The sequence below is a fragment of the Nocardioides sp. genome (assembly GCF_041393715.1).
Classification (GTDB): Bacteria; Actinomycetota; Actinomycetes; order Propionibacteriales; family Nocardioidaceae; genus Nocardioides.
Genome location: NZ_JAWKJQ010000007.1, coordinates 180784 through 202027, shown reverse-complemented (window position 1 = coordinate 202027; position 21244 = coordinate 180784). Strand labels below are relative to the sequence as shown.

At 72.7% G+C, this 21244-nt stretch carries 24 protein-coding genes; 7 read left to right on the top strand and 17 right to left on the bottom strand.

What is annotated here, in order from left to right:
- Positions 1 to 6: 6 nt before the first annotated feature.
- From ddaH to R2740_RS13130, 5 genes are all read right to left on the bottom strand, one after another.
- A complete protein-coding gene (gene ddaH / locus R2740_RS13150; protein WP_371303138.1) occupies positions 7 to 777 on the bottom strand; it encodes a dimethylargininase in 771 nt (256 codons plus the stop codon).
- Between the two features lie 29 nt (positions 778 to 806).
- Positions 807 to 1274 carry an N-acetyltransferase family protein gene (locus tag R2740_RS13145; RefSeq protein ID WP_371303137.1) on the bottom strand — a complete coding sequence of 156 codons (468 nt, stop codon included), beginning with the start codon at positions 1272 to 1274 and terminating at the stop codon, positions 807 to 809.
- A gap of 47 nt (positions 1275 to 1321) precedes the next feature.
- Positions 1322 to 2713, bottom strand: a complete 1392-nt coding sequence (locus R2740_RS13140; protein ID WP_371303136.1) for an MFS transporter — start codon at positions 2711 to 2713, stop codon at positions 1322 to 1324.
- A gap of 94 nt (positions 2714 to 2807) precedes the next feature.
- Entirely contained in the window at positions 2808 to 3332 is a 525-nt protein-coding gene (locus tag R2740_RS13135; RefSeq protein WP_371303135.1) for a glycine cleavage system protein R, read from the bottom strand.
- Between the two features lie 117 nt (positions 3333 to 3449).
- Entirely contained in the window at positions 3450 to 4142 is a 693-nt protein-coding gene (locus R2740_RS13130) for a slipin family protein (RefSeq protein WP_371303134.1), read from the bottom strand.
- 412 nt (positions 4143 to 4554) lie between these two features.
- On the opposite strand from R2740_RS13130, the gene R2740_RS13125 reads away from it, so the two are divergent.
- Positions 4555 to 5283: a Pr6Pr family membrane protein gene (locus tag R2740_RS13125; protein ID WP_371303133.1), complete on the top strand. Its 729-nt coding sequence runs from the start codon at positions 4555 to 4557 to the stop codon at positions 5281 to 5283.
- A gap of 44 nt (positions 5284 to 5327) precedes the next feature.
- Here R2740_RS13125 and R2740_RS13120 read toward each other — a convergent pair whose 3' ends face one another.
- The 5 genes from R2740_RS13120 to R2740_RS13100 form a co-directional block, all read right to left on the bottom strand.
- Entirely contained in the window at positions 5328 to 5783 is a 456-nt protein-coding gene (locus R2740_RS13120; RefSeq protein ID WP_371303132.1) for a DUF6326 family protein, read from the bottom strand.
- A 123-nt stretch (positions 5784 to 5906) separates the two neighbouring features.
- The gene (locus R2740_RS13115) at positions 5907 to 6521 is read right to left on the bottom strand and encodes a nitroreductase family protein (RefSeq protein ID WP_371303131.1); all 615 of its coding nucleotides are present in this window, start codon (positions 6519 to 6521) and stop codon (positions 5907 to 5909) included.
- A 72-nt stretch (positions 6522 to 6593) separates the two neighbouring features.
- Positions 6594 to 7379, bottom strand: coding sequence for a lytic transglycosylase domain-containing protein (locus tag R2740_RS13110; RefSeq protein WP_371303130.1), 786 nt, complete (start codon positions 7377 to 7379; stop codon positions 6594 to 6596).
- A 159-nt stretch (positions 7380 to 7538) separates the two neighbouring features.
- Entirely contained in the window at positions 7539 to 9011 is a 1473-nt protein-coding gene (locus R2740_RS13105) for a DHA2 family efflux MFS transporter permease subunit (protein WP_371303129.1), read from the bottom strand.
- A 23-nt stretch (positions 9012 to 9034) separates the two neighbouring features.
- The gene (locus R2740_RS13100) at positions 9035 to 9340 is read right to left on the bottom strand and encodes a DUF1905 domain-containing protein (protein ID WP_371303128.1); all 306 of its coding nucleotides are present in this window, start codon (positions 9338 to 9340) and stop codon (positions 9035 to 9037) included.
- Positions 9341 to 9477: 137 nt separating this feature from the next.
- Between R2740_RS13100 and R2740_RS13095 the strand changes: the two genes are divergently transcribed.
- Positions 9478 to 10515, top strand: a complete 1038-nt coding sequence (locus R2740_RS13095; protein ID WP_371303127.1) for a sigma-70 family RNA polymerase sigma factor — start codon at positions 9478 to 9480, stop codon at positions 10513 to 10515.
- Positions 10516 to 10526: 11 nt separating this feature from the next.
- The gene (locus R2740_RS13090; RefSeq protein WP_371303126.1) at positions 10527 to 11132 is read left to right on the top strand and encodes a maleylpyruvate isomerase N-terminal domain-containing protein; all 606 of its coding nucleotides are present in this window, start codon (positions 10527 to 10529) and stop codon (positions 11130 to 11132) included.
- A gap of 85 nt (positions 11133 to 11217) precedes the next feature.
- Here the strand turns inward: R2740_RS13090 and R2740_RS13085 are convergent, their stop codons facing one another.
- The 4 genes from R2740_RS13085 to R2740_RS13070 form a co-directional block, all read right to left on the bottom strand.
- Positions 11218 to 11721, bottom strand: coding sequence for a GNAT family N-acetyltransferase (locus R2740_RS13085; protein WP_371303201.1), 504 nt, complete (start codon positions 11719 to 11721; stop codon positions 11218 to 11220).
- 607 nt (positions 11722 to 12328) lie between these two features.
- Positions 12329 to 13840 carry a hypothetical protein gene (locus tag R2740_RS13080; RefSeq protein WP_371303125.1) on the bottom strand — a complete coding sequence of 504 codons (1512 nt, stop codon included), beginning with the start codon at positions 13838 to 13840 and terminating at the stop codon, positions 12329 to 12331.
- A 69-nt stretch (positions 13841 to 13909) separates the two neighbouring features.
- Positions 13910 to 14401, bottom strand: coding sequence for an isoprenylcysteine carboxylmethyltransferase family protein (locus tag R2740_RS13075; protein ID WP_371303124.1), 492 nt, complete (start codon positions 14399 to 14401; stop codon positions 13910 to 13912).
- Between the two features lie 9 nt (positions 14402 to 14410).
- The gene (locus R2740_RS13070; RefSeq protein WP_371303123.1) at positions 14411 to 14866 is read right to left on the bottom strand and encodes a hypothetical protein; all 456 of its coding nucleotides are present in this window, start codon (positions 14864 to 14866) and stop codon (positions 14411 to 14413) included.
- Between the two features lie 73 nt (positions 14867 to 14939).
- Here R2740_RS13070 and R2740_RS13065 point away from each other — a divergent pair, with 73 nt between their 5' ends.
- Together R2740_RS13065 and R2740_RS13060 are read left to right on the top strand one after the other, a co-directional pair.
- Positions 14940 to 15392: a MarR family winged helix-turn-helix transcriptional regulator gene (locus tag R2740_RS13065; RefSeq protein WP_371303122.1), complete on the top strand. Its 453-nt coding sequence runs from the start codon at positions 14940 to 14942 to the stop codon at positions 15390 to 15392.
- Positions 15393 to 15424: 32 nt separating this feature from the next.
- A complete protein-coding gene (locus tag R2740_RS13060) occupies positions 15425 to 16078 on the top strand; it encodes a hypothetical protein (RefSeq protein WP_371303121.1) in 654 nt (217 codons plus the stop codon).
- Here R2740_RS13060 and ctaD read toward each other — a convergent pair.
- Positions 16075 to 17769: a cytochrome c oxidase subunit I gene (gene ctaD / locus R2740_RS13055; RefSeq protein ID WP_371303120.1), complete on the bottom strand. Its 1695-nt coding sequence runs from the start codon at positions 17767 to 17769 to the stop codon at positions 16075 to 16077. The genes R2740_RS13060 and ctaD overlap by 4 nt on opposite strands.
- 255 nt (positions 17770 to 18024) lie before the next feature.
- Here ctaD and R2740_RS13050 point away from each other — a divergent pair, with 255 nt between their 5' ends.
- Both R2740_RS13050 and R2740_RS13045 read left to right on the top strand, forming a co-directional pair.
- Positions 18025 to 18201, top strand: coding sequence for a YegP family protein (locus R2740_RS13050; RefSeq protein WP_371303119.1), 177 nt, complete (start codon positions 18025 to 18027; stop codon positions 18199 to 18201).
- 45 nt (positions 18202 to 18246) lie between these two features.
- Positions 18247 to 19101 carry a hypothetical protein gene (locus tag R2740_RS13045; protein WP_371303118.1) on the top strand — a complete coding sequence of 285 codons (855 nt, stop codon included), beginning with the start codon at positions 18247 to 18249 and terminating at the stop codon, positions 19099 to 19101.
- On the opposite strand, the gene R2740_RS13040 is transcribed toward R2740_RS13045, so the two are convergent.
- Both R2740_RS13040 and R2740_RS13035 read right to left on the bottom strand, forming a co-directional pair.
- Positions 19098 to 19862, bottom strand: coding sequence for a class I SAM-dependent methyltransferase (locus R2740_RS13040; protein WP_371303117.1), 765 nt, complete (start codon positions 19860 to 19862; stop codon positions 19098 to 19100). The two genes, R2740_RS13045 and R2740_RS13040, sit on opposite strands and share 4 nt — an antisense overlap.
- A 138-nt stretch (positions 19863 to 20000) precedes the next feature.
- On the bottom strand, positions 20001 to 20639 hold the full coding sequence (locus R2740_RS13035) for a TetR/AcrR family transcriptional regulator (protein WP_371303116.1): 639 nt from the start codon (positions 20637 to 20639) through the stop codon (positions 20001 to 20003).
- Between the last annotated feature and the right edge of the window lie 605 nt (positions 20640 to 21244).

Below are 21244 nucleotides of genomic sequence, written 5' to 3'. Positions count from 1 at the left end.
CCGGCGTCAGCGGCGCAGCCGCACCGACAGGCAGGTGACGCAGCCCTCGAGCTTCTCGTACTCCGAGATGTCGACCCGGGTCACCTTGAGCCCCCGGCGGTGCAGCAGCGCGGCGGTGCGCGGCGCGGAGGCGGCCATCAGCACGTGGTCGTCACCGAGCAGGACGACGTGGGCGCCGGCCTCCTCGGGGACGGCGAGGAACCGGTCCCCCCAGACCGAAGGGTCGTCGACCAGGGGCTCGTAGCCGATCACGGTGCCGTCGGGCAGGGCGGTGACGGCGGACTTGAGGTGCAGCACCTTCTCGAGCGGACAGGCGATCACCCGGGCACCCATCGGGGCCAGCAGGGCGCGCAGCTGGGCGATGCCCTCGGCGTTGGTGCGGCCACCCTGGCCGACCCACACGGTGCCACCGTGCTTGAGCACGTCGCCGCCGTCGAGCGTGCCGGGGGCCTCGATGTGGGCGACCCGGTAGCCCTCGGCGCGGACCGCCTCCTCGGCGGCGGTCACCTCGGGTCGCCGCTCCGGCGCACCCGGTCGCGCGATCACCGCCAGGTCGCCGTAGACGACCATGGTGTCCTCGACGAAGGCGGAGTCGGGGCAGTCCGCCGCGGCGTCGACCTCACGGGGCTCCCAGCCGGCGGCCACCAGCGCGTCGACGTACCCCTGCCACTGCTGCTGCGCCAGCTCGACGTCGACCTCGCTGCGCTCGATGTGGGTGACCAGGCCCTCGGCCAGCCGGGGCGAGGGGCGGCGGACCAGCGCGCGACGGGTGTGCATGGGACCAGTATCGACGCTGCGGCCAGGCGTCAGAGCACCGACATGTAGAACAGCATCCGGTCGTCCTCACCGGGCTCGTTGTTGGCGAAGCCGTGCCGCTCGTAGAACCGCCGGGCGTCGGTGTCGATCTCGTCGACGTTGAGGTGCATCTCCTCGGCTCCCTGGTGCCGGGCCCAGTGCACGACCTCCTCCAGCAGGGCGGTGCCGATGCCCCGGTCGCGCAGCTCGGGCCGCACGTAGAGCTCCTCGAGCTGGGCCAGCGGTCCGTCCCAGTAGGGCGTCGGGCGCAGCGTGACGTAGGCGAAGCCGGTGGGCTCCTCGACGGGCCCCGACAGCAGCACCAGCAGGTCGTCGCGGTCGAGCAGCTCCGCGAACCGCGCCCGGAACTCGTCGGCGCTCGGGGTCGGGGCCTCGAACTCGGTGTTGAAGTCGTGGAGCAGGCGAGCCACCACCCCGGCATCGTCGGGCCCGGCCTCGCGCAGCTCGTGGTCGACCATGCCGTCAGCGTAGGTCGTCGGTGTCGGTCCTCGCCGCCCGGACCGGGTCAGTCCCGGCGCGCGGTGGGCGGCCCGAACCCGTCGCCGGCGGCCGACATCGGCGGGTCCTCGAGCCAGGACGGCGCGGGCACCGGCGGAGCCTCGTCGACCAGGTGGTCGTCGTCGGCGCCGCCCCGTCCCCAGGCCGGGTCGTCGGGGGGCGGGCCGTGGCGGTCGAGGAACCGCTGGGCCATCCGGGTGGCGGGATGCAGACCGGCGGTGGCGGTGACCACGATGGCCGCGATCAGCAGCCAGCCGGCCGCGCCCCAGCTCATCGCCAGGAACGTGTAGACGGCCGGCGCCCAGACCCGGCCGAGCGTGCCGCCCACCTCGGCGGCGCCTTGGTACTGCCCGCGGCGGCGCGGGTCCATCAGCTCGGCCTCGAAGGACCAGCTGGCCGCGGAGAGATAGAGCTCGGCGCCGGTCACCGTGACGTGACCGAGCCAGACCAGCGCGATGGTGACCCAGCCGATCGTGTCGTGGGTCGCCAGCGTGATCAGGCAGGACACCACGAAGAAGACCCCGGAGACCCGGATGGCGCGCAGTGCCGTGGTGACGTCCTTGACGCCACGGGCGGCCGCCATCGGCAGGAAGATGCACATCACGGTGTTGGTGCCGAACAGGAACGCCAGCAGCACCCGGGGCGCGTCGGTCTTCTCGACCAGCCACAGCGGGATCACCAGGTTGAGGAGCACCTGGTTGGTCCACAGCACGCCGCCGAAGAAGGTGGTGAGCATCCAGCCCGGGTTGCGCAGTGGCCCCGGGCCGGGGACCTTCGCCCTGCGGTCCTCGACGGACTTCTCGTCGTGGGGGGCGTTGGGCAGCCGGGTGATCGCCGTGGCGTTGAGGAGGAAGGCCACGGTCGTGAACCACGGCAGCGCGTGGAGCACGTGGTTGGACTCGAACGCCAGGGCGATGCCACCGACCATCGAGCCGAGGGTGAACCCCACGTTGAGGGCGGAGTACATGAAGGCGCGCGAGCGCACCCGCTCGTCGGGAGGGAGGACGTCGATCGTGTAGGCGCCGTAGGCCGCGCCGCCGAGCGACCCCGCCACCTCCATCACCACGGCCATGGCGACGTAGCCGGTGAAGGACCCGATGAAGGGCCAGATCGCGAACAGCCCGGCCTGGGTGACCGCGCTGAGCGCCCACATCCGCTTGGGGCCGTAGCGGTCGACCAGCCTGCCGGCGGGCAGGGCCGTCAGGAAGGCCGCGGCACCCGCGATGGTGAGACCGAGCCCGACCTGGGCGGCGGTGAGCCCGACGATCTGGGTGAAGAAGACCGCGGAGCCCGTCATGAAGGTGCCCTCGCCGAGCGCGAAGAGCAGCGACTGCGTGGCGAGCCGACCGGCCAGCGGGCTGGGCGGGCGGAAGCGACGGAGCACGGAGGTGGCGGTCATCGTCGCCGAGTGTCCCAGGGGACACCGACGGGCGTCGCCCGGTTTTCGACGCGCTCGCTGCGGCGGCCGCCGGAGCGCGCGGGGGCCGGAAGGGTCAGTCGCTGTCGTGCAGGTCGAGGTCGACCATCAGCTCGTCGGCCATCGCCTCGAGGGCGGTCCGCATCGCGACCGTGTCGGCGTCGGGCGGCACCACGATCACGGCGTCCGCCTCGAAGAGCGTGCCACCGGCCATCGGCGCCTCGACCACGGCGGTGCTCAGCTCCTCGACGTTGACGCGGTGCTCGGCCAGGAGCGACGAGACCTCGGCGACGATGCCGGGCCGGTCGGCGCCCACCAGGTGGAGGGCGAGCCGGCTGCCCGCCGGCTGCTCGGTCGAGACCGGGCCGGTCCGCTCCACGCTGACCCGCAGGCCCTGTTGGCCGAGTGCCTCGATGTCGGCGAGCAGCGCGTCCACGCGGTCGCCGGGCACGGCGACCTCGACCAGGCCGGCGAAGGCGCCGGCCAGGTGGGCCATCTGGCTGCGCTCCCAGCTGCCACCCCGCTCGGAGATGACCCGGGACACCGCGGAGACCAGGCCGGCACGGTCGGAGCCGAGCAGGGTGAGCACGAGGGTGGCCATGAGGGGCAGGGTACGGGTCGCGGGCCCTGCGGGACTACTGGTGTGTACGACGCACCTGTTGCGTCGTACACACCAGTAGCCGTGGGCGGTCCCTCCCGAGGAGGCTCGCTCGCGGCGCTACTCCGGGCGGTCGCCGGCGTCGTGCACCAGCTCCACCCGCGAGCCGACGGGCAGCGCCTGGACCAGCCGGAGCCGGGCCAGCGCGGGGTGCTCGTCGAGCAGCTTCGCGGCGTTGGCCATCGACCGCAGCGCGGCGGTCTCCGCCCGCGCGGCCTCCAGCTGGGCCTGGGCCCGCTGCCGGCCGACGACGAGCTCGGCGTAGGCCGCGCGCAGGTCGGGCGGCAGCACCACGTCCTTGACCACGACCTCGGCCAGCCGGATGCCGACGTCGGTCGCGGCCACCCGCAGCTGCTCGACAGCGTCCTCGCTGAGCGTGGCCCGCGGCGCCCGCACCAGCGTGTCGGCGTCCCGGGTCGACAGCGCCTCGCGCAGCGCGAGCTGGATGGCCAGGTAGACCCAGCCGAGCGGGTCGGCGACCTGCTCGGTGTAGGCCACCGGGTCGCCGATGCGCCACCGCGCGAACGCGGTGACCCGCACCGTCACGCCGTCGGCCGTCAGCACCTCCTGCGGCGCCACGGTCACCACCTGCTCGCGGGTGTCGAGCAGCTGGTAGGTCGCGGTCCGGCGCCGGCGGTGCCGCCCGGGGCCCAGCACCGCCGTGGGGCGGCCGGGCACGCGCTCCACGCACACCTGCCAGGACTGCACGCGCAGGCTGCGCAGTCGAAGCATGGCGCGGATCGTCAGGGTCATCTCGGCTACCTCCTTCTGGGTCGTGGGCCGAGTGCTGCCGGCACGGTGCCGGACGTGGTGGGTGGTGGAGGGGCAGGGTGCGGTGGTGGCGGGTGGCCGCGACGTCGTGCGGGGCCGGGGCCCGTCGTGCTGACCGGAGCCCGCCGCAGGGCACGTCGCCGCGCGGCGCCACCGGCCACCACCGCGGTGAGTCGGATTCGAACCGATCGGAGATGTCAGCTCCACCTGTGCCTTCGCAGGGCAGGCGGTGAGGTACGACGCGTGGGACCGGACCGGCACGCCGGTCCTGCCACTGATCTCACCGGGGCAGGACGGTACGCCGCCCGGCGTCCCCGCCGCATCCGGTTTTCGGCGCCCGGCGAGGCGGTCGCGCCGGTCGACGCGGACCCGCGGGTGGGGCGATACTCCCCTGGTGACCGCCACGCCCGCTGCCGAGTCCATTGCCGAGCCCGCCGGCCTCGCCCGGCCGGCGTGCCTCCTCAACGCCGGCGTCGCCTGGTTCGGCGTGCTGCTGACGGCGTTCCTCTCCGGCATGGGGTGGTACGACGACCTGCCGCCCGAGCCGGGCCTCTACGGCGGTCGTCCGTACGGCGCGGCGGGGGCGGCCGGGCGGCTCTTCGACACGTTCAGCTACTTCACGATCTGGTCCAACGTGGTGGTGGCGGTCTCGGTGACCCTGCTGCTCGCGCGGCCGCTGCGCGCGAGCCTGGCCCGGCGGGTGCTGCGGCTCGACGGGCTGCTGATGATCACGGTCACCGCGATCGTCTACCAGCTGCTGCTGGCCCCCAGCGCCGTGATCACCGGCTGGTCGCGACTCACCGACCCGATCCTCCACATCGTCACGCCGGTCGTGACCCTGGCCGTGTGGCTCGGCTGGGGGCCGCGCGGCTGGGTGACGCTGCGGATGGTGCCGCTCGCCCTGGTGGTGCCGGTGCTCTGGATCGGCTGGATGCTGGCCCGCGGCGCGGTGACCGACACCTACCCCTACGACTTCGTCAACGTCTCGGCGCACGGCTACGGGTCGGTCACGCTCACGCTGCTGATGATCCTGGTCTTCGGGCTCGTGGTCACCGCGGTGCTGTGGGCGGTCGAGGCGCTCCTGGGTCGCCGCCGCACCCGCACGGTGGCCGCCGAGGCCTGAGCGACAGGGGCCTCGGTCTGCGACCCGCGGCCCCCGAGCGAGGCTCAGGCCTCCCGGGTCCAGCGCCACGCGATCACCGCGATCAACGCGGTGGTCGGGATCTCGATGGCGGAGAAGTACGCGTAGTAGACCGTCGTCTCGCCGACGAAGAGCGACGCGGTCTGCACCAGCGTCATCACCACGCCGGCCGTGATCGACCACCACCTCGCCAGCGCCCGGCCCGCGACCCGCGTGACCAGCACCGCGCTGATCGGGATGGTCATCAGGACCGAGGCCCCCAGCAGCATCGTCGGCGTGAGCTGCACCGAACCCCCGGTGCCGTCCCCGGTCAGGATGCCGTTGAGGTAGTCGACGTCGTGCGTGCCGAGCACGTCGCAGTAGGCGTAGTTGAGGATCGTGAACAGCCACAGCGCGCCGAGAACGGTGCGGCGCGTGGGGCGATAGGGCGCGTCGGGGGCCGAGGCAGCGGGGGAGGTCGTGGGGTGGGCAGAGGTGGTCATCGGGCTTCCCTTCCTGACGTGGTCAGGCGACCTTACGGCGTAAGTCTCGGCCGTCACCATGAGGGAAGACCCTGACGGAACCCCTGTCTGAGGGCAGGCCGCCCCGAGGTCCGAGCGCCGCTGTCAGCCCTCGCCCCACGACCCCCGATGGACCACGACGTCCGTCGACTTGCGGCGCCGCGAGACCGCCTCGCGATAGCCCGGCTGCAGCGGGTCGTCGGGATAGCCGATCGAGACCGCGCCGATCGGATGGAACTCGGCGGGCACGCCGAAGGCGTCCCGGAAGACGTCGATCCGGTCGACCGGGATCCCGAAGAAGCAGGCCCCCAGGTCGGCGTCGACGGCGGTCAGCAGCATCATCAGCGAGGCGAAGCCGGTGTCGATGTCCCAGTAGGGCGCCGGCCACCAGGCGTCGGAGCGGTCGGTGAATCCCTTGTCCTGCTCGGCGTAGCGGTCGAGATAGGCCGACTTGTTGGAGTGGGGCACGACGACGAGGGGTGCCTCGACGTTGGCCGCGAACCAGCGGTCGGCGTCCTGCGCAGGCGTGCACGCGTCGCGGAACCGCGCCACCTGGTCCGAGCCCTCGAGCACCAGGAAGCCCCAGCCCTGGGAGAAGCCGGCCGAGGGCGCCCGGGTCGCGTTGTCGAGGATCCGGTCGACCAGCTCCGGCGGGACCGCACGGTCGGGGTCGTAGCGCCGGATCATCCGCCGGCGACGGACGACGTCCTGGAACTCCATGGGCCTACCTCCGAGCCGACGTGCTGCGTCCGAGAGGCAGTCTCTCGCACGCAGCGCGGGCGACCTGAGGCGTCAGTACCAGCCGTGGCTCTGCTTGAAGGACCAGGCGCCGCAGGGCGTGCCGTAGCGGTCGTGGATGTAGCCCAGCCCCCAGCGGATCTGGGTCTCCGGGTTGGTCGCCCAGTCGGGGCCGGCGGAGGCCATCTTGGAGCCGGGCAGCGCCTGGGGGATGCCGTAGGCCGAGGAGTAGGGGTTGTCGGCGTTGACGCGCCACCCGCTCTCTCCGGTGTAGAGCGAGTCGAGGCAGCCGAACTGGTCGGCGCCGAAGCCGAACTCCGGCAGCAGCGCCCGGGCGATGTCGCGGGGGTCGGCGCTCGAGAGGTCCTCCACCCCGGCGTCGGCGGGTGCGTCGACGGCGTCGAGTGCGGCGGCCTTCTGCGGGTCGACGGCGGTACGCCGGTCGAGCTCGGCCCGCGAGCCGGACCGGGAGACCCCGCCTGCGCGGCGCTCGGCGAGCTGGTCGGCCAGCGCAGCGCCGTCGGTGGCGGCGTCGGTGACGTCGGCCGCCGGGTCGGCGCCGGCGGTCGCGCCCGCCAGCACGGCCGGGCCGGCGAGGTCGGCGGCCTGGGCGGCGGGCACCGGCTCGGTGCCGGTGGCCAGCACTCCGCCGGTCACCACGACGCCGGTGGCCGCCACGGCCAGGCCGGTGAGCGCCGCCGTCCGGCGGGGCGGCCGGGCGGCCTTGACCGCGCGGTGGCTGCCACCCGACTGGCCCGCGGCACTCGTCGCACTCGTCGTACTCGTCGTCCGCGAGCGCGCGGGCGCGCCACGACGGCGCGAGGCCTTGTGCTGGGACACGGGGGGTGGGGCTCCTGCAGGCGCGGTGGGTCGGGGGGGTGCCGTCGTCGGACGAGCCGGCTCGACCGCGTCACGTGAGTCCCGAGGTCACGAAACGGTCACGACCACCTTGGAGGAGACGCCCGGGTGAACGCAAATCAGCGTCCAGGGAACGGGCGGTCAGCCGTGCTGGAGCTCCGGCTCGGCAGGGGTGGGCCGGCCGGGCATCACCACCGCGACGGCCACCGTGACCAGGGCGAGCCCGGCCGACACCGCGAAGGCCCACCGCATGCCCCCGACGAAGGCGGCGGCCGGGTCGGCGCCGCCCGCCGCCAACGCGGTCGCCCGGGCGGTGAGGACGGTGACCGACAGCGCCGTGCCGACCGCGGCGGCCACCTGCTGGACGGTCCCCAACAGCGAGCTGCCGTGGGCGTAGAGGTGCCTCGGCAGCGAGCCCAGGCTGATCGTGAACGCCGGCGTCATCACCAGGGCCAGCCCGGTCATCAGCAGCAGGTGCAGCCCGACCAGCACGGCGTACGGCGTCGTGGCGTCGAGCAGGGCCAGCCCGCCCAGGCCGGCGGCCACCAGCACGCTCCCGGGGATCAGCAGCGGCCGGCCTCCCACCCGGTCGAAGAGCCGTCCGACCCGGGGGCCGGCCAGCCCCATCGCGAGGCCGCCGGGCGCGACCAGCAGGCCGGTCTGCAGCGGGGTGAGCCCGCGCAGCCCCTGGAGATAGAGCGGCAGCAGGATCATCGCGCCCATCAGGGTGAGGAAGGCGACCGCCTGGAGCAGCAGCGCCAGGGTGAAGGTGCGGTGGGTGACGGTGCGCAGGTCGAGCAGCGGGCCGGACGGCCGGCGCTGCAGCCGCACCTGGCGCAGCACGAACAGGGCGACCACGACGGCGCCCGCGGCGACCAGCAGCCACGGAGACACGGCCGCCTGCTCGGGCGCGCCGAAGCCGCTGAGGCCATAGACCAGGCCGCCGAAGCCCGCCGCGGCGAGCACCACGCTCACCACGTCGACCGTGCCGGCGCGCTGCTCACCGACGTTCTCCAGCCGGCGCAGCGCCGCGAGGGCGACGCCGCCGGCGATCGGCAGCATCACCAGGAACAGCCAGCGCCAGCCGGCCACCTGCAGCACCAGGCCGGCGGCCGTGGGGCCGAGCGCCGGCGCGACGGAGATCGCCAGCGTGACGTTGCCCATCACCCGGCCGCGGTCGTGCTCGGGGACGATCGTCATCAGGGTCGTCATCAGCAGCGGGAGCATCACCGCCGTGCCACTGGCCTGGACGATCCGCGCGAGGACCAGCACCCAGAACGCCGGAGCCGCCGCCGCGAGCAGGGTCCCCGCCCCGAACAGGGCCATCGCGGTGCCGAAGGCGCGGCGGGTGGTGACCCGCTGGAGGAACCACCCGGTGACGGGGATGACCACCGCCATGGTGAGCATGAACGCCGTCGACAGCCACTGCCCGGTCCGGGCGGTGACGTCGAACTGCGCCATCAGCCGCGGGATGGCGTTGACCATCAGCGTCTCGTTGAGGATGACGACGAAGGTCGCCAGGGTGAGCCAGCGCAGCACGGGGTACGACGCCGGGGCGGGTGAGCCGGTCGGCTCGGGCGGGGCGACGGGGGTGTCGCCGACGGTGGCGGTCATCGGGTTCTCCTGGGGATGGTGGGTCAGCGTCGTTCGGTGAGGTGGACGGTCACGGTGTCGCCCACGACGCGGCCGGTCTGCTGGAGCACGTCGGCGCGGACGGGCAGCTTGTGTCGTCCGTCGCCGAGCGCCATGAACGACGTCCTGATCGCGACGCCGTCGACGGTGCCGGTGACCCGGACCAGCCCGCGGGTGCCGAACACGGCCACCGAGTCCGGCCAGACGACGTAGGTCCAGCCACCGTCGGCGTCGCTGCGCACCAGCTCCGCCTCGAAGGTGAGGTCGAGGGGTCCGGGGGTCCGGGGGTTGGTGCGGGTCCGGGTGGTCATGGCGGCCTCCTGTGGTGGTGTTGTGGGTGCAGACCGGCCGCCGGCGCCGAAGTCATCGGTGCCGCGACCGATGAGATCCTGCGGCCACCGGGGTCGACATCGGTGAGAGGGACCTAGGCTCGACCCGGGAGGAAGCGATGACCGTCTCGACACCCGACGCCGCGTTCGAGGAGCTGACCCGCAAGCACCGGCGCGAGCTGCTCGCGCACTGCTACCGGATGGTCGGCTCCGCGAGCGAGGCGGAAGACCTGGTGCAGGAGACCTACCTGCGCGCCTGGAAGTCCTACGACGGCTTCGAGGGCCGCTCCTCGGTGCGCACCTGGCTCTACCGGATCGCCACCAACGTCTGCCTCACCAACCTGGAGGGGCGCGACCGCCGCCCGCTGCCCACCGGGCTGGGCGCCCCGTCGCTGGCGGCCGACGCGCCGCTGGTCGAGCGCGAGATCGCCTGGCTGGGCCCGCTGCCCGATGCCCTGGTGACGCCGGCCGACCCGGCCGACGTGGCGGTGGAGATGGACACGATCCGGCTGGCCTTCGTCGCGGCGCTCCAGCATCTCCCGGCCCGCCAGCGCGCGGTGCTGATCCTCTGCGAGGTGCTGCGCTGGAGCGCGGCGGAGGCGGCGGAGGCCCTGGACACCACGGTCCCCGCCGTCAACTCGGCCCTGCAGCGTGCCCGGGCCACGATGGGCTCGGTCGACGCGGCGGCCTCCCCGGCGCCGCTCGACGACCACCAGCGCCAGATGCTCGACGCCTATGTCGCGGCGTTCTGGCGCAAGGACGTCGACGCCATCGCCGCGCTGCTCACCCACGACGCCGTGTGGGAGATGCCGCCCTGGGAGGGGTGGTACCAAGGCGCCCGCACCATCGCCCAGCTGGTCGACTGGAACTGTCCCGGGCAGACCCACGACATGCCGATGCTCCCGACCCGGAGCAACGGGCAACCGGCCTTCGGCCTCTACATGCGCGAGTCCTGCATGGTCGGCCCCGCGGCCTACGGCCTCAGCGAGGGGCGGCCCGACCTGTTCGTGCCGTTCCAGCTGCAGGTGCTCCAGCTCGACGGCGACCGGGTGTCGCACGTGGTGGCGTTCTTCGACCGCGCGGCGTTCGAGCTGGCCGGACTGCCGATGGCGCTGACGGCCACCGAGGTCGCCGCGATCGCCCCGCTGGCGCGCTGAAGGAGACCGCGATGACTGCCGCCTCGGCGGCCCCCGCCGCGCCGGCCGAGCGGCCGCTGGAGCTGGTGGAGCGGTCGCTCGCCTATGCGCGCGGGGTGCTGGTCGCGGTGCCCGGTCATCCGGCGGACCTGGCCACGCCGTGTGCCGACTGGGACCTCGGAGACCTGCTCGCGCACATGGTCGACGGGTTCACCGCGTTCGTGCAGGCCGCGGCCGGGGTCGTGTCCCCCGAGCCGCCGGCCGGGCTCCCCCGCGAGCCCGCGCTGCTCGCCGGTCACCTGCTCGACCTGGGCTGCGGGGTGCTGGGCGAGTGGGCCTCCCCGGCGGGCCGCGCGCGGGTGCTGTGTGGGCTGCCGCTGCCGACGGAAGTGGTGCTCGAGGTCGCCGCTCTGGAGATCGCGGTGCACGGCTGGGACGTCGCGCAGGTCTGCTCCCCTCGCCGCCGGCTGCCCGCCCAGCTCGCCGCCGCGCTGCTGCCGGCCGCCGTACGACGGGTCGGCGCGGCCGACCGGCCGCATCGCTTCGGCGCCGTCCGCCCCGGGTCCCGACGCGACCCGGAGGCGCTGCTGCTGGCCCACTGCGGGCGGGCCGCACCGCGCGGGGGCGCCCTCGTCTGAGCCGGCGGGCGCCGCTCGGGACTACTGGTGCGTACGGCGCACCAGGCGCGTCGTACGCACCAGTAGACGCCCCGCCGGGGCGACCTCAGCCGACGAGGCAGTCGGCGTGCCAGGACTCGGTGACGTGGTCGAGGGTCCAGCCCATCGAGCGATAGATCCCGTCCGCGCCGGTGGGCGAGTCGGCGTCGACCTCGAGATCGACCCGGCTGCGGCCCCGCTCGTGGGCATCGCGGATCACCGCGTGCAGCAGCGCCTTCGCGACGCCCCGGCCGCGGGCCCGGCGGTGGACGCCGATGTAGTCGACGTAGCTGCCGGGCCGCCCGCTGTCGTCGGGGGTGAGCCGCGAGGAGACCAGCGCGCCGCCGGGCATCGGGCCGTCGTCGGTGTCGACCTCGGCGATCCACCAGTGGTCCCAGCGGTGGCCGGGGTCCTCCCGGAGCCGTTGCACGAACTCGGGGAAGCTCTCGCGATAGCTGTTGAAGTGGTCGGCGAAGGACTCCTCCAGCATCTGGTGCACCAGCTGGAGGTCCTCGGCCACCGGCATCCCCTCGCCGCCGGCACCGTCGTCGTGCCGGCGGACCCGCCGCAGCCGGACTCTCGCGCGCCGGCGGCAGTGAGTCGGCGTCGTCGACGGGTCGGGTCATGTGCAGCCAGGTGCGCCGCTTGCGGTAGCCCGCGTCGGTGAGCCAGCGCTGCAGGCGGGTCTGGTCGGCGTAGGGACTGGCGTCGAGCTGGGTGGACCCGAGCTGCCGCAGCGCGGCCAGGTCGCGCGCGGCGGCCGCGGCCCAGGCGAGCAGGCCCGGCGCGATCGCGTCGCCCTCGGGCAGGTCGGGTGCGACCACGAGGTCGACCATGGTGCGGCCGGCGGCCCGGTCGTGCACCACCACCCAGGCCCGCACCTCGTCGTCGGCATCGACGACCACGAGCTGGCGGCGGGTCCACGACCCCGGCCCGACGACGAGCGCCGACACCGCCTCCTCGTCGACGGTGGCGGCGTCGTGGCAGCGCCGCCGTACGGCGGTGGTCAGCTCGGTGAGGGCGGGCACGTCGCCGACGGCCGGCGTCCGCGCCACCCACCCGGTGGGCAGGCCGGAGGGTGCCGAGGTGGTCGCGGTCATCGATCCAGTGTCCCAAACGCCCCGGAGCCCTTTCGCCGAGGCGTGGGTGGACGCCGGGGACGTCGTCCGGCCCCTCGACTACGGGACCAGCGTGTTGCGGCCGGAGCCGCCGCGCAGGGTGTCCTTGCCCGGCCCGCCGTTCAGGTAGTCGTTGCCCGGGCCACCCTTGAGCAGGTCCTTGCCGGCGTTGCCGCAGAGCACGTCGTTGCCGCCCTTGCCGTCGAGGACGTCCCCGCCGCCGAGACCGACCAGCACGTCCGGTCCGGCGGTACCGACGATCCGGTCGGCCTTGCCGCTGCCGAACTGGGTGGCCAGCTTGCCGTGGCAGCGCGGGGTGCGGGTGCCCTTGAGGGCCCGGATCTCCGAGGTGATGGGCGTGGGCGTGTAGTCGGTGCTCCCGACCAGCACCCGCCCGGAGGCGGCGATCCCGATGCCGTTGGGGGAGCCGTGGCCGGACCAGCCGAGAACACCGTCGCCGGACCAGGAGGTGTCGAGAGTCCCCTTGGCGTTGAGCCGCAGGACGACGCCGGTGGAGGTCGAGCTGGAGAGGGCGCCGGACGCGAGGATCTTGCCATCCCGCTCCAGCACTGCGTCCGCGGAGAAGGACGTCACCGAGGTCAGCACCCGCTTGCGGAGCTTCTGGTCGGGCTTGCCCGCCTTGGTCAGACCGGCCACCAGCAGGGAGTTGAAGTACGCCGTGTCGTGCTGGTTGAGCCCGGCGACGAGGGCCAGCCGGCCATCGGGGCGGATCAGCAGCGCAGGGTCCCACACGGTCGAGGTGGTGACGGTGGTGCTGCTCGGGTTGATGGTCGCCCGGCCGTCGCCGCTGAAGCTCGGGTCGAGGGCGCCGTTGGCCTTCAGCCGGAACACCAGGAGCTTGGAGGCGGTGGGGTCGTAGCGGCTGCCGGCCGCCACGATCTTGCCGTCGGGCTGGACGGCCAGCCGGGCGACGGTGTCCGTCGTGGTCGCGGCAGCGAGCACGACCTGGCCCCCCGAGCCGAAGGTCGCGTCGGGGGTGCCGTTGTTGCGCAGCCGCCACACCGAGGCGTCGTTGGTGGAGAAGTCGGTGCCCGACATGACCAGCTTGCCGCCGGGCAGGGCCTTGATGTCGCTGACCAGGCGCTGGTTGAACACGACGTGTCCGGTGCCGCCGCCGTAGGGCAGGTCGAGGCTGCCGTCGGCCGTCAGCCGCCACACGGTCGACGGGAAGGAGCCGCCGTCGAGGAAGGTGCTGACGTAGGTCTTGCCCGACTTCGGGTCGACGGTGAGGGCCAGGTCCTCATAGCTCGCGCCGAGGGCGAGGCCGATCATGCCGTCGCCGCCTCCGAACGTCGGGTCGGGAGTGCCGTTGGCGCGCAGCCGGCGGACCTCGATCGCCGGCTCGTCGCCGGTGAGCGTCACCACCATCACCTTGCCGTTGGGCAGCACCTCGAGGTTGGTGAGGTTCTCGTTGGTCGTGGACAGCAGCGGCAGCACACCGTCGCCGCTGAACCCGGTGTCCAGCGTGGTGGGCGCCGCCTGCGCCGTCGACCCGAGGGACACCGTGGCCACCGCTGCGACCGCCACCGCGGTCGTCATCCTTCGCCTCATGGCGTCAGCGTAGGGCCGCCGGGCCGGCCGCGGGCGGATATGACGGCCGCCGGAGGGCCGTCTCCAGGGTCAGCGCAACGGCCGGATCAGGGCCCGCGGCCAGAACGGCACGAACCGGGGAGTCACGGCCGCATAGTCGGCGTACCCGGGGAAGGCCTCGGCCAGCCGGGCCTCCTCCCAGCGGGCCTTGACCCCGAAGAACGTCACCGTCGCGATGCCGAGCGCCAGCCCCAGCCATTGGCGACTGCCGAGGGTGACCCCGAGGACGGCCGCCAGCACGCCGGTGTAGATCGGGTGCCGCACGAAGCGATAGAGCCCGCCGGTGCGCAGCGCGCCGCGGCCGTTGGGCACCGGCGTCGGCGTCAGCGCCCGACCGAGGGTCAGGCTGGCGGCGGCGATGCCGACCAGCCCGAGGACCACCAGCCCGAGCGCCACACCGCGCAGCCAGCCCGGCATCGGCCAGGCCGTGCCGGTCGGCAGCGCGACCAGTGCGACGAGCAGCACCACCTGGGCGGCCACGAACAGCCAGCCGGTGCGGGCGCGGTCCGTCGGTCCGGCCATCGGCGGAGGTCAGCTCCTCCCCGCGGGCTGGAGCATCGGCACCGTCGCGAGATAGTCGGCGGTCATCCGCGGGGTGAGCAGCTCGAACATGACCGTGTTGTCGACCCACAGCTCGATCACGTCGAAGCCGCCCCGGGGCAGCACCAGGGCACGCCATCCCTCGCGCTCGGCGACGGCCAGCACCTCGGCGACCTCCAGCTCGACCGAGATGGCCGCATGCGTGGCCGTGTGTCCGGCACTCCCCTCGCGGTGCCGGAACTGGGCCTCCCTCGCGTCGTCGGGCGGGAACATCTCGGTGCCCACGGGATAGAACTCCACCGCCGTGCCGTGCGCGTCGCCGCTCCAGGCGATGAACGACCCGGCGTAGGGCCCGAACGGCGTCACCACGCCGCCGCCGAAGAGCTCCAGGAACACCTCCGCGGCGTGCCGCGGCTCGCGCACGGGCACGGAGAGGTGGTGGATCACGGACGGGCTCCCTGGGTTAGGTGATACATCAACCAATATAGGTGGGGTGTCAACCTTCGGGCATGATCGGGGGGTGGGGTCTCCGCGGTGGTTGACCGACGACCAGCAGCGGGCGTGGCGGGCGTTCTCCGTCATGCAGCTGCGGCTGACCTCGGCCCTCGACCGGGAGCTGCGGGCCAACGGGCTGAGCTATCCCGAGTACGTCGTGCTGGCGGCGCTCACCGAGCACGACCCGCCCCGGCTCGGCATGTCCGCGCTGCGCGAGGTGCTGGGCTGGGAGCGCAGCCGGCTCTCGCACCAGCTCACCAGGATGGAACGACGCGGTCTGGTGGCCCGGTCGGTCGACCCCGACGACGCCCGCCGTACCACCGTCGAGGTCACCGCCTCCGGCATGACGGTGCTGCGGGCGGCGGCCCCGGTCATGTCGAGGTGGTACGCCGGCTGGTCATCGACCGGCTGTCGGCGGACCAGCTCGGGCCCTGGGCGCGACCTCCCGGAGCTGCTCGACGGGCTGCCGCCCGGCTGAGCACCGGCCGTTGCCGGGCGGCTAGGTTCTCGGTGTGGTGGCAGCCGAGCCGGGTGGCGATCGACAACCCGGCGGTGCGCGGCGCGCTGTCGCGGCAGGGCCGCCGGGTCGAGATCGGCCTCGCGCAGGGCGCGCTGATGCTCATTGCCTTGGCGCTGTTCCCGGCCACACCGGCCGGCCAGAAGACCGGGCCGGTGACGTCGAACCTCGAGTTCCTGCTCGGCGCGGCCGCCAGTCTGCTGTTCACGGCCAGTGTCTTCGTGCTGGCGATGTCGGTCGCCGGCGCCTTGCGTTGGTTCCGGATCAGACGGCTGCTCGCCAGGGGCGGTTGGCGACCGTTCGAGGGCACCATGCGCTTCCCGGGTTGGCAGCGGTCGCTGGCCACGCGCTGCTACCTCGACGACGGCGTCGCGTTGATGAAGGTCAAGGTGACCTACTGGCGCGAGGGTCCGCTGACCCGGGTGATGGCGGGTGAGGAGCCGCTGTGGCGCTGCGGGGACACCGGGAAGCCGAGCGTCGTGTGGGTGCCGGGCACCAACCAGCTCTACCTGGCGCGCATCCCGCTGTTCCCCGAGATGGCGAGCCTCCTCAACCGCCATGCCCCCGAGGTCGAGCTGCCGCGGGTCGAGGGGCAGCGGCCACCGGGCCCGCCCGTGTCGGGCCGGTGGCCGCCACCCGTCGGCTAGGCCGTGGATCGCTCGAGCTCGCCGAGGGCGAGCTCGGGGTGGTGCAGGTCGAACGCCGGCGACTCCGAGCGGATCCGGGGCAGCGAGTGGAAGTTGTGGCGCGGGAGCGGGGAGGCGGTGGCCCACTCCAGCGAGCGCCCCCAGCCCCACGGGTCGTCGAGGCCGACGAGCGGCGATCGGCTGGCGCGATAGAGGTTGTAGAGGAACGGCAGGGTCGAGGCCCCGAGCACGAACGACCCGATCGTGGAGACCTGGTTGAGCGTGGTGAAGCCGTCGGCGGGCAGGTAGTCGGCGTAGCGCCGCGGCATGCCCTCCACGCCCAGCCAGTGCTGGACCAGGAAGGTGGTGTGGAAGCCGACGAAGAGCAGCCAGAAGTGGATCTTGCCGAGGCGCTCGTCGAGCATCCGGCCGGTCATCTTGGGCCACCAGAAGTAGAAGCCGGCGAACATCGCGAACACCACGGTGCCGAAGACGGTGTAGTGGAAGTGGGCGACCACGAAGTAGGAGTCGGACACGTGGAAGTCCAGCGGCGGCGAGGCGAGGATGACGCCGGTCAGGCCACCGAAGAGGAACGTCGTCAGGAAGCCCATCGAGAACAGCATCGGGGTGTCCAGGCTGACCGAGCCGCCCCACATGGTGCCGATCCAGTTGAAGAACTTCACCCCGGTCGGGATGGCGATCAGGAAGCTCATGCCGGAGAAGAAGTTGAGGTCGACAGCCCCGGTGACGAACATGTGGTGCGCCCACACCGTCATCGACAGCATGGCGATGCCGAGCGTGGCGCCGACCAGGCCGACGTACCCGAAGACCGGCTTGCGGGAGAAGACCGGGAGGATCTCCGTCACGATGCCGAAGAACGGCAGCGCGATGATGTAGACCTCCGGGTGGCCGAAGAACCAGAACAGGTGCTGCCACAGGATCGGCCCACCGCTGGAGGGGTCGAACACGTGGCCGCCGAACTGCCGGTCGGCCTCGAGCACCAGCAGCGCGGCGCCGAAGACCGGGAAGGCCATCAGCACCAGCAGGCTGGTGACCAGGGTGTTCCAGGTGAAGATCGGCATCCGGAACATCGTCATGCCGGGGGCGCGCATCGCCACGATCGTGGTGACGAAGTTGACCGCGCCGAGGATGCTGCCGAGACCGGCCAGCCACAGGCCCATGATCCAGAGGTCGCCGCCGACGCTCGGGGAGTGGATGGCGTCGGAGAGCGGCGCGTAGGCGAACCAGCCGAAGTCGGCCGCGCCGCTCGGCGTGAGGAAGCCCGAGCCGACGATCAGCGAGCCGAAGAGGTACATCCAGTAGCTGATCATGTTGAGCCGTGGGAACGCGACGTCGGGGGCGCCGATCTGCACGGGCATGATCACGTTGGCGAAGCCGAAGAACAGCGGGGTGGCGAACAGCAGCAGCATGATCGTGCCGTGCATGGTGAACAGCTGGTTGTAGCGCTCGTCGCTGACCAGCTGGTTGCCCGGGAAGGCCAGCTCGGCGCGCATCAGCAGCGCCAGCAGGCCGCCGGCGAGGAACCACGCGAACGACGTGATGAGGTAGAGCTTGCCGATCAGCTTGTGGTCGGTCGAGGTGAGGACCAGGACGATCTTGTCGCGGGTGCGCGGCGGCGAGGTGGCGGCGGGCGGCCCCGTCGGGGTCTCGGTCGTCGTGGTGCTCGTCGGGCGGTCTGCGGTCGCGGTCATGCGCCCTCCCGGAGTGGTCGGTCTCCCTGCTTTCGAAATGTACGGACGTTTGGCCGGTGAGGCAAGGCTGCCCTGGGGAACTTTCCGCAGGGTGGGACACGGAGTCCGTGGTCGCTGCCCGCGGCGGCACTGAGGAACCGGTGGGCCTTTTCGGGAGCCGGCCGGTCCGCCGTATCTCAGGCACTGCCCCGGGGTCCTCTTCGTGGGGTGCCGTCCTGCCCATCGGGGCAGGACCCCGGTCGAGAGGAACCAGAGATGGCAGGCAAGTTCGTACTCAAGAAGAGCGGCAACCAGTTCATGTTCAACCTCCAGGCCGGCAACGGCGAGGTGATCGCGACCAGCGAGCGCTACACCTCCAAGCAGAGCGCCAAGGCCGGGATCGAGTCCGTGCGCGTCAACGCACCGACCGCGCCGGTCGACGACCGGACGTAGGACGGAGGAGATGTCCGGCGTAGCCCTCGCGGTCGGCGGGACCTGATGAGCGACGCCATCGACCTCGTCGGCGTCCTGGTCTGGCCGCTGGTGGCGGTGTGGTGTCTCCTGCTGTTCCGCGAGCCGCTGCGATATGCGATCAAGAACGCCACGCGCGTCCGCATCGCCGGGCAGGAGATCCGCATCGCCCGCGAGCGACTGGACATGTTGGCGGTCCTGCTGGACCGGATGGAGGTCGCCACGCCGTCCCTGGGCCAACCCGACCAGGACCAGCTCCGGCGCCGGATCCTCGACCGGGCCGAGCGGGACCCGGTGGTGGCGCTGACCGACCTGCAGTCGGTGATCGGCCGCACGGTGCAGGACCTTGCCGAGAGCAACGACTGGCGCGAGGAGCTGTCTCACGGAACCGGCGAGCTGTGGTACCAGCTGCTGGAGGTCCATCGGTTAAGTGAGTCTCCCCCCACGGTGCTTCCGGCCCTGTTCCTGTACGCCGAGCTCCAGGACACCGTCCGCCGGGCGAACCCTGGCTTGGAGAAGTCGGACATCGTGCGCATCGTCGGGTTCGGCCTCCGGGTCCAGGGCTTCCTTGCGGGCGTGCGGTGGACCACCACCGTGCTGGCTTCGGGCCTGCCCATCTACAAGGACCGGGACTGCCGGCGACCACGGAAGGACATCCGCGCCGTGCTGATCCGCACCGAGCGTCCCGGCGGGGACGACAGTGAGAAGGCCTACCCCTGCGAGCTGGACTACGAACCGGGGACGCGCGTCACCAGGGCCTTCGACGAGTCGCGGCGGATCCCGCCGTCGTGGTGGAGGCACCCTCGGACGGGTGAGGTGGTGCGCGTCTGGAGGAACGGCGGAATCGACCTCTTCGCCGGGGCCCCGATCGACGGAGGCTAGCCAGGTCCCCGATCTCGAGGCCCCGGCGTCGGTGCGCCTGACCGTCGGGCGAGGAGCACCATCTCCTTGCCCGCTCGGTCGGGGGCGTCGCGGAACTCGACCACGGTAAAGCCGTGGCGGTCCAGGTCGCGCTCGAGCTCTGCGAGGCCGCGGAAGCGCAGCGTGGACGTCGAGTGCAGGCGTTCGCCGTCGATCGTCGTGGAGCCGTGGAACGTGACGAGGGGCGGCGCGACCTCGGTCACGGTGCGCTCGACGACTGCCCGGCGACCGTCGGGGAGGACGACCTCGGTGGGCGGGATGTCCCACGTCTCCCAGTCGCGCACCTCGGGTCGCCGGGTCTCGAACACGAGCCAACCACCCGGGCGGAGGGCCGTGCGCACCGCGTTCAGCGTGGCCGCCCAGTCGTCGTCGGCGACGAACACCTGGGCGACGTTGCCGGTCATCACGGCGAGGTCGGCCGGCGGGTCGAGGCCGGCGACCGTGGTGGCGTCTCCCTCCACCCAGCTCACCCGCTCTGCGCCCGGCTTCGCCCGCGCGACCTCCAGCGACGCCACCGCCGGGTCGACGCCGATGACCTCGAGCCCTTCGTCGGCCAGCCGGATCGCCAGACAGCCGGTGCCACACCCGACGTCGAGCACCCGGTCGGCGGCCAGCTCCCCTGCGAGGGCGACATAGGCGTCCAGGTCTGAGCGGTCGCCGTCGAAGACGTCGTACAGGGCCGCCTGGCGGGGGTCGGCGAAGATCGCGTCTGGTGGGCGCATGGGTGTGAACCTAGGCCGCAGGCGTGGTCCGCGGCATCCGGAATTGCCCGGCAGCCGCCCGGAACGACCCTCGGTCGCCAGCCGGCGGTGTGCGTCGCAGCGCCCAGATGGACGCGGGGGAACCTGCGTCCGTCCGTGCTACGAGCGGAGAAGGGAGGCACGGGTCAGGCGGCGCAGCCACGCGCGGATCTGGTCCTCGCTCCAGTCGCGTTCTCGGCGCAGCCGTAGCGACCAGAGCGGGTCCATCAGGATCCAGGCCATGTCCGTACCCTCGGCGACGGTCACGTCGGGACGCAGCCCCCCGATGGCATCGAGCCTGGATACGAAGTTCGCGGCACCCGTGTGCCGCTCGTCGTCGATCTGCCTTCGGAGCGCGGCGGCTTCCTCGTCGACGTCTGCCGCAGTCGTCAGGACCATGGCCAGAGGTGCCGCTCGGGATGCGACGGTCAGCACATGGGAAACCCACAGGTCGACCAGCGTGTCGGGATCCCGCTCCGCGCGCATCAGCTCGACCGAGGGGCGCTCCCTCATGCGGATCGGCAGATCGTCTCCGGTGATGGCCCAGTCCCAGGCGGTCTTGAGCAGCTCGACCTTGGACCCGACCGAGGTGAAGACCGTTCGGCGGCTCACGGATGCCCGCTCCGCGACCGCATCGATCGTGGTACCTGTGTAGCCGCGGTCGACAAAGAGCTCGGCGGCCGCGTCGACCACGCGCCGCCGAGTCTGCCTGGCCTGCTGGTCGCGGACCACCGATCGATACTCGCGCTTCTCGGACATCACCCTCCCGTCACGCACTCCAGCTCGAGCGCGCACGACGAAGTTTGACAGATGCGCCTATTCATTGCACTCTTGATGCATCGAAATTGCAGGCCCGATGCAACGTCCCAGGCCCGCCCGCACCCCGGAGGTCCACCGTGTTCACTCAGTCACTTGCCCCACGGCCGGTGAAGGCTCTCTTCGCCGTCATCGCCGGCCTGACCCTGGTCGTCGGGTCGAGCCCCGCCGCGACCGCGCGCGGCACCGACGCTCGACGTCCCGTGGGCACCACGACCGCGCACGGGCACCCCTACAGCCTTGAGAACCGTGGGCTCCGCGCCGCCCACGGCGGCACCCCTGCCGCACCCGCGGCCCCCAGGGCCGGCCGCCGGGACAACGGCAACCGGACCGTCCTGGTGTGGAGCCAGCGGTCGGCGGACGGGAGCGGGATCCACCTGATGATCGCCCACGGCGATGAGGGCGAGCCGCGAGCCCTGACCGCTCCTGTCGACGGGGTACGACCTGGACCCGCAGATCTCCCCGGACAACCGCACCGTCCTGTTCGAACGAGACACCGACGACGCCATCCAGGTCGTCACGATCGGCATCGACGGCCACGGGGAGCA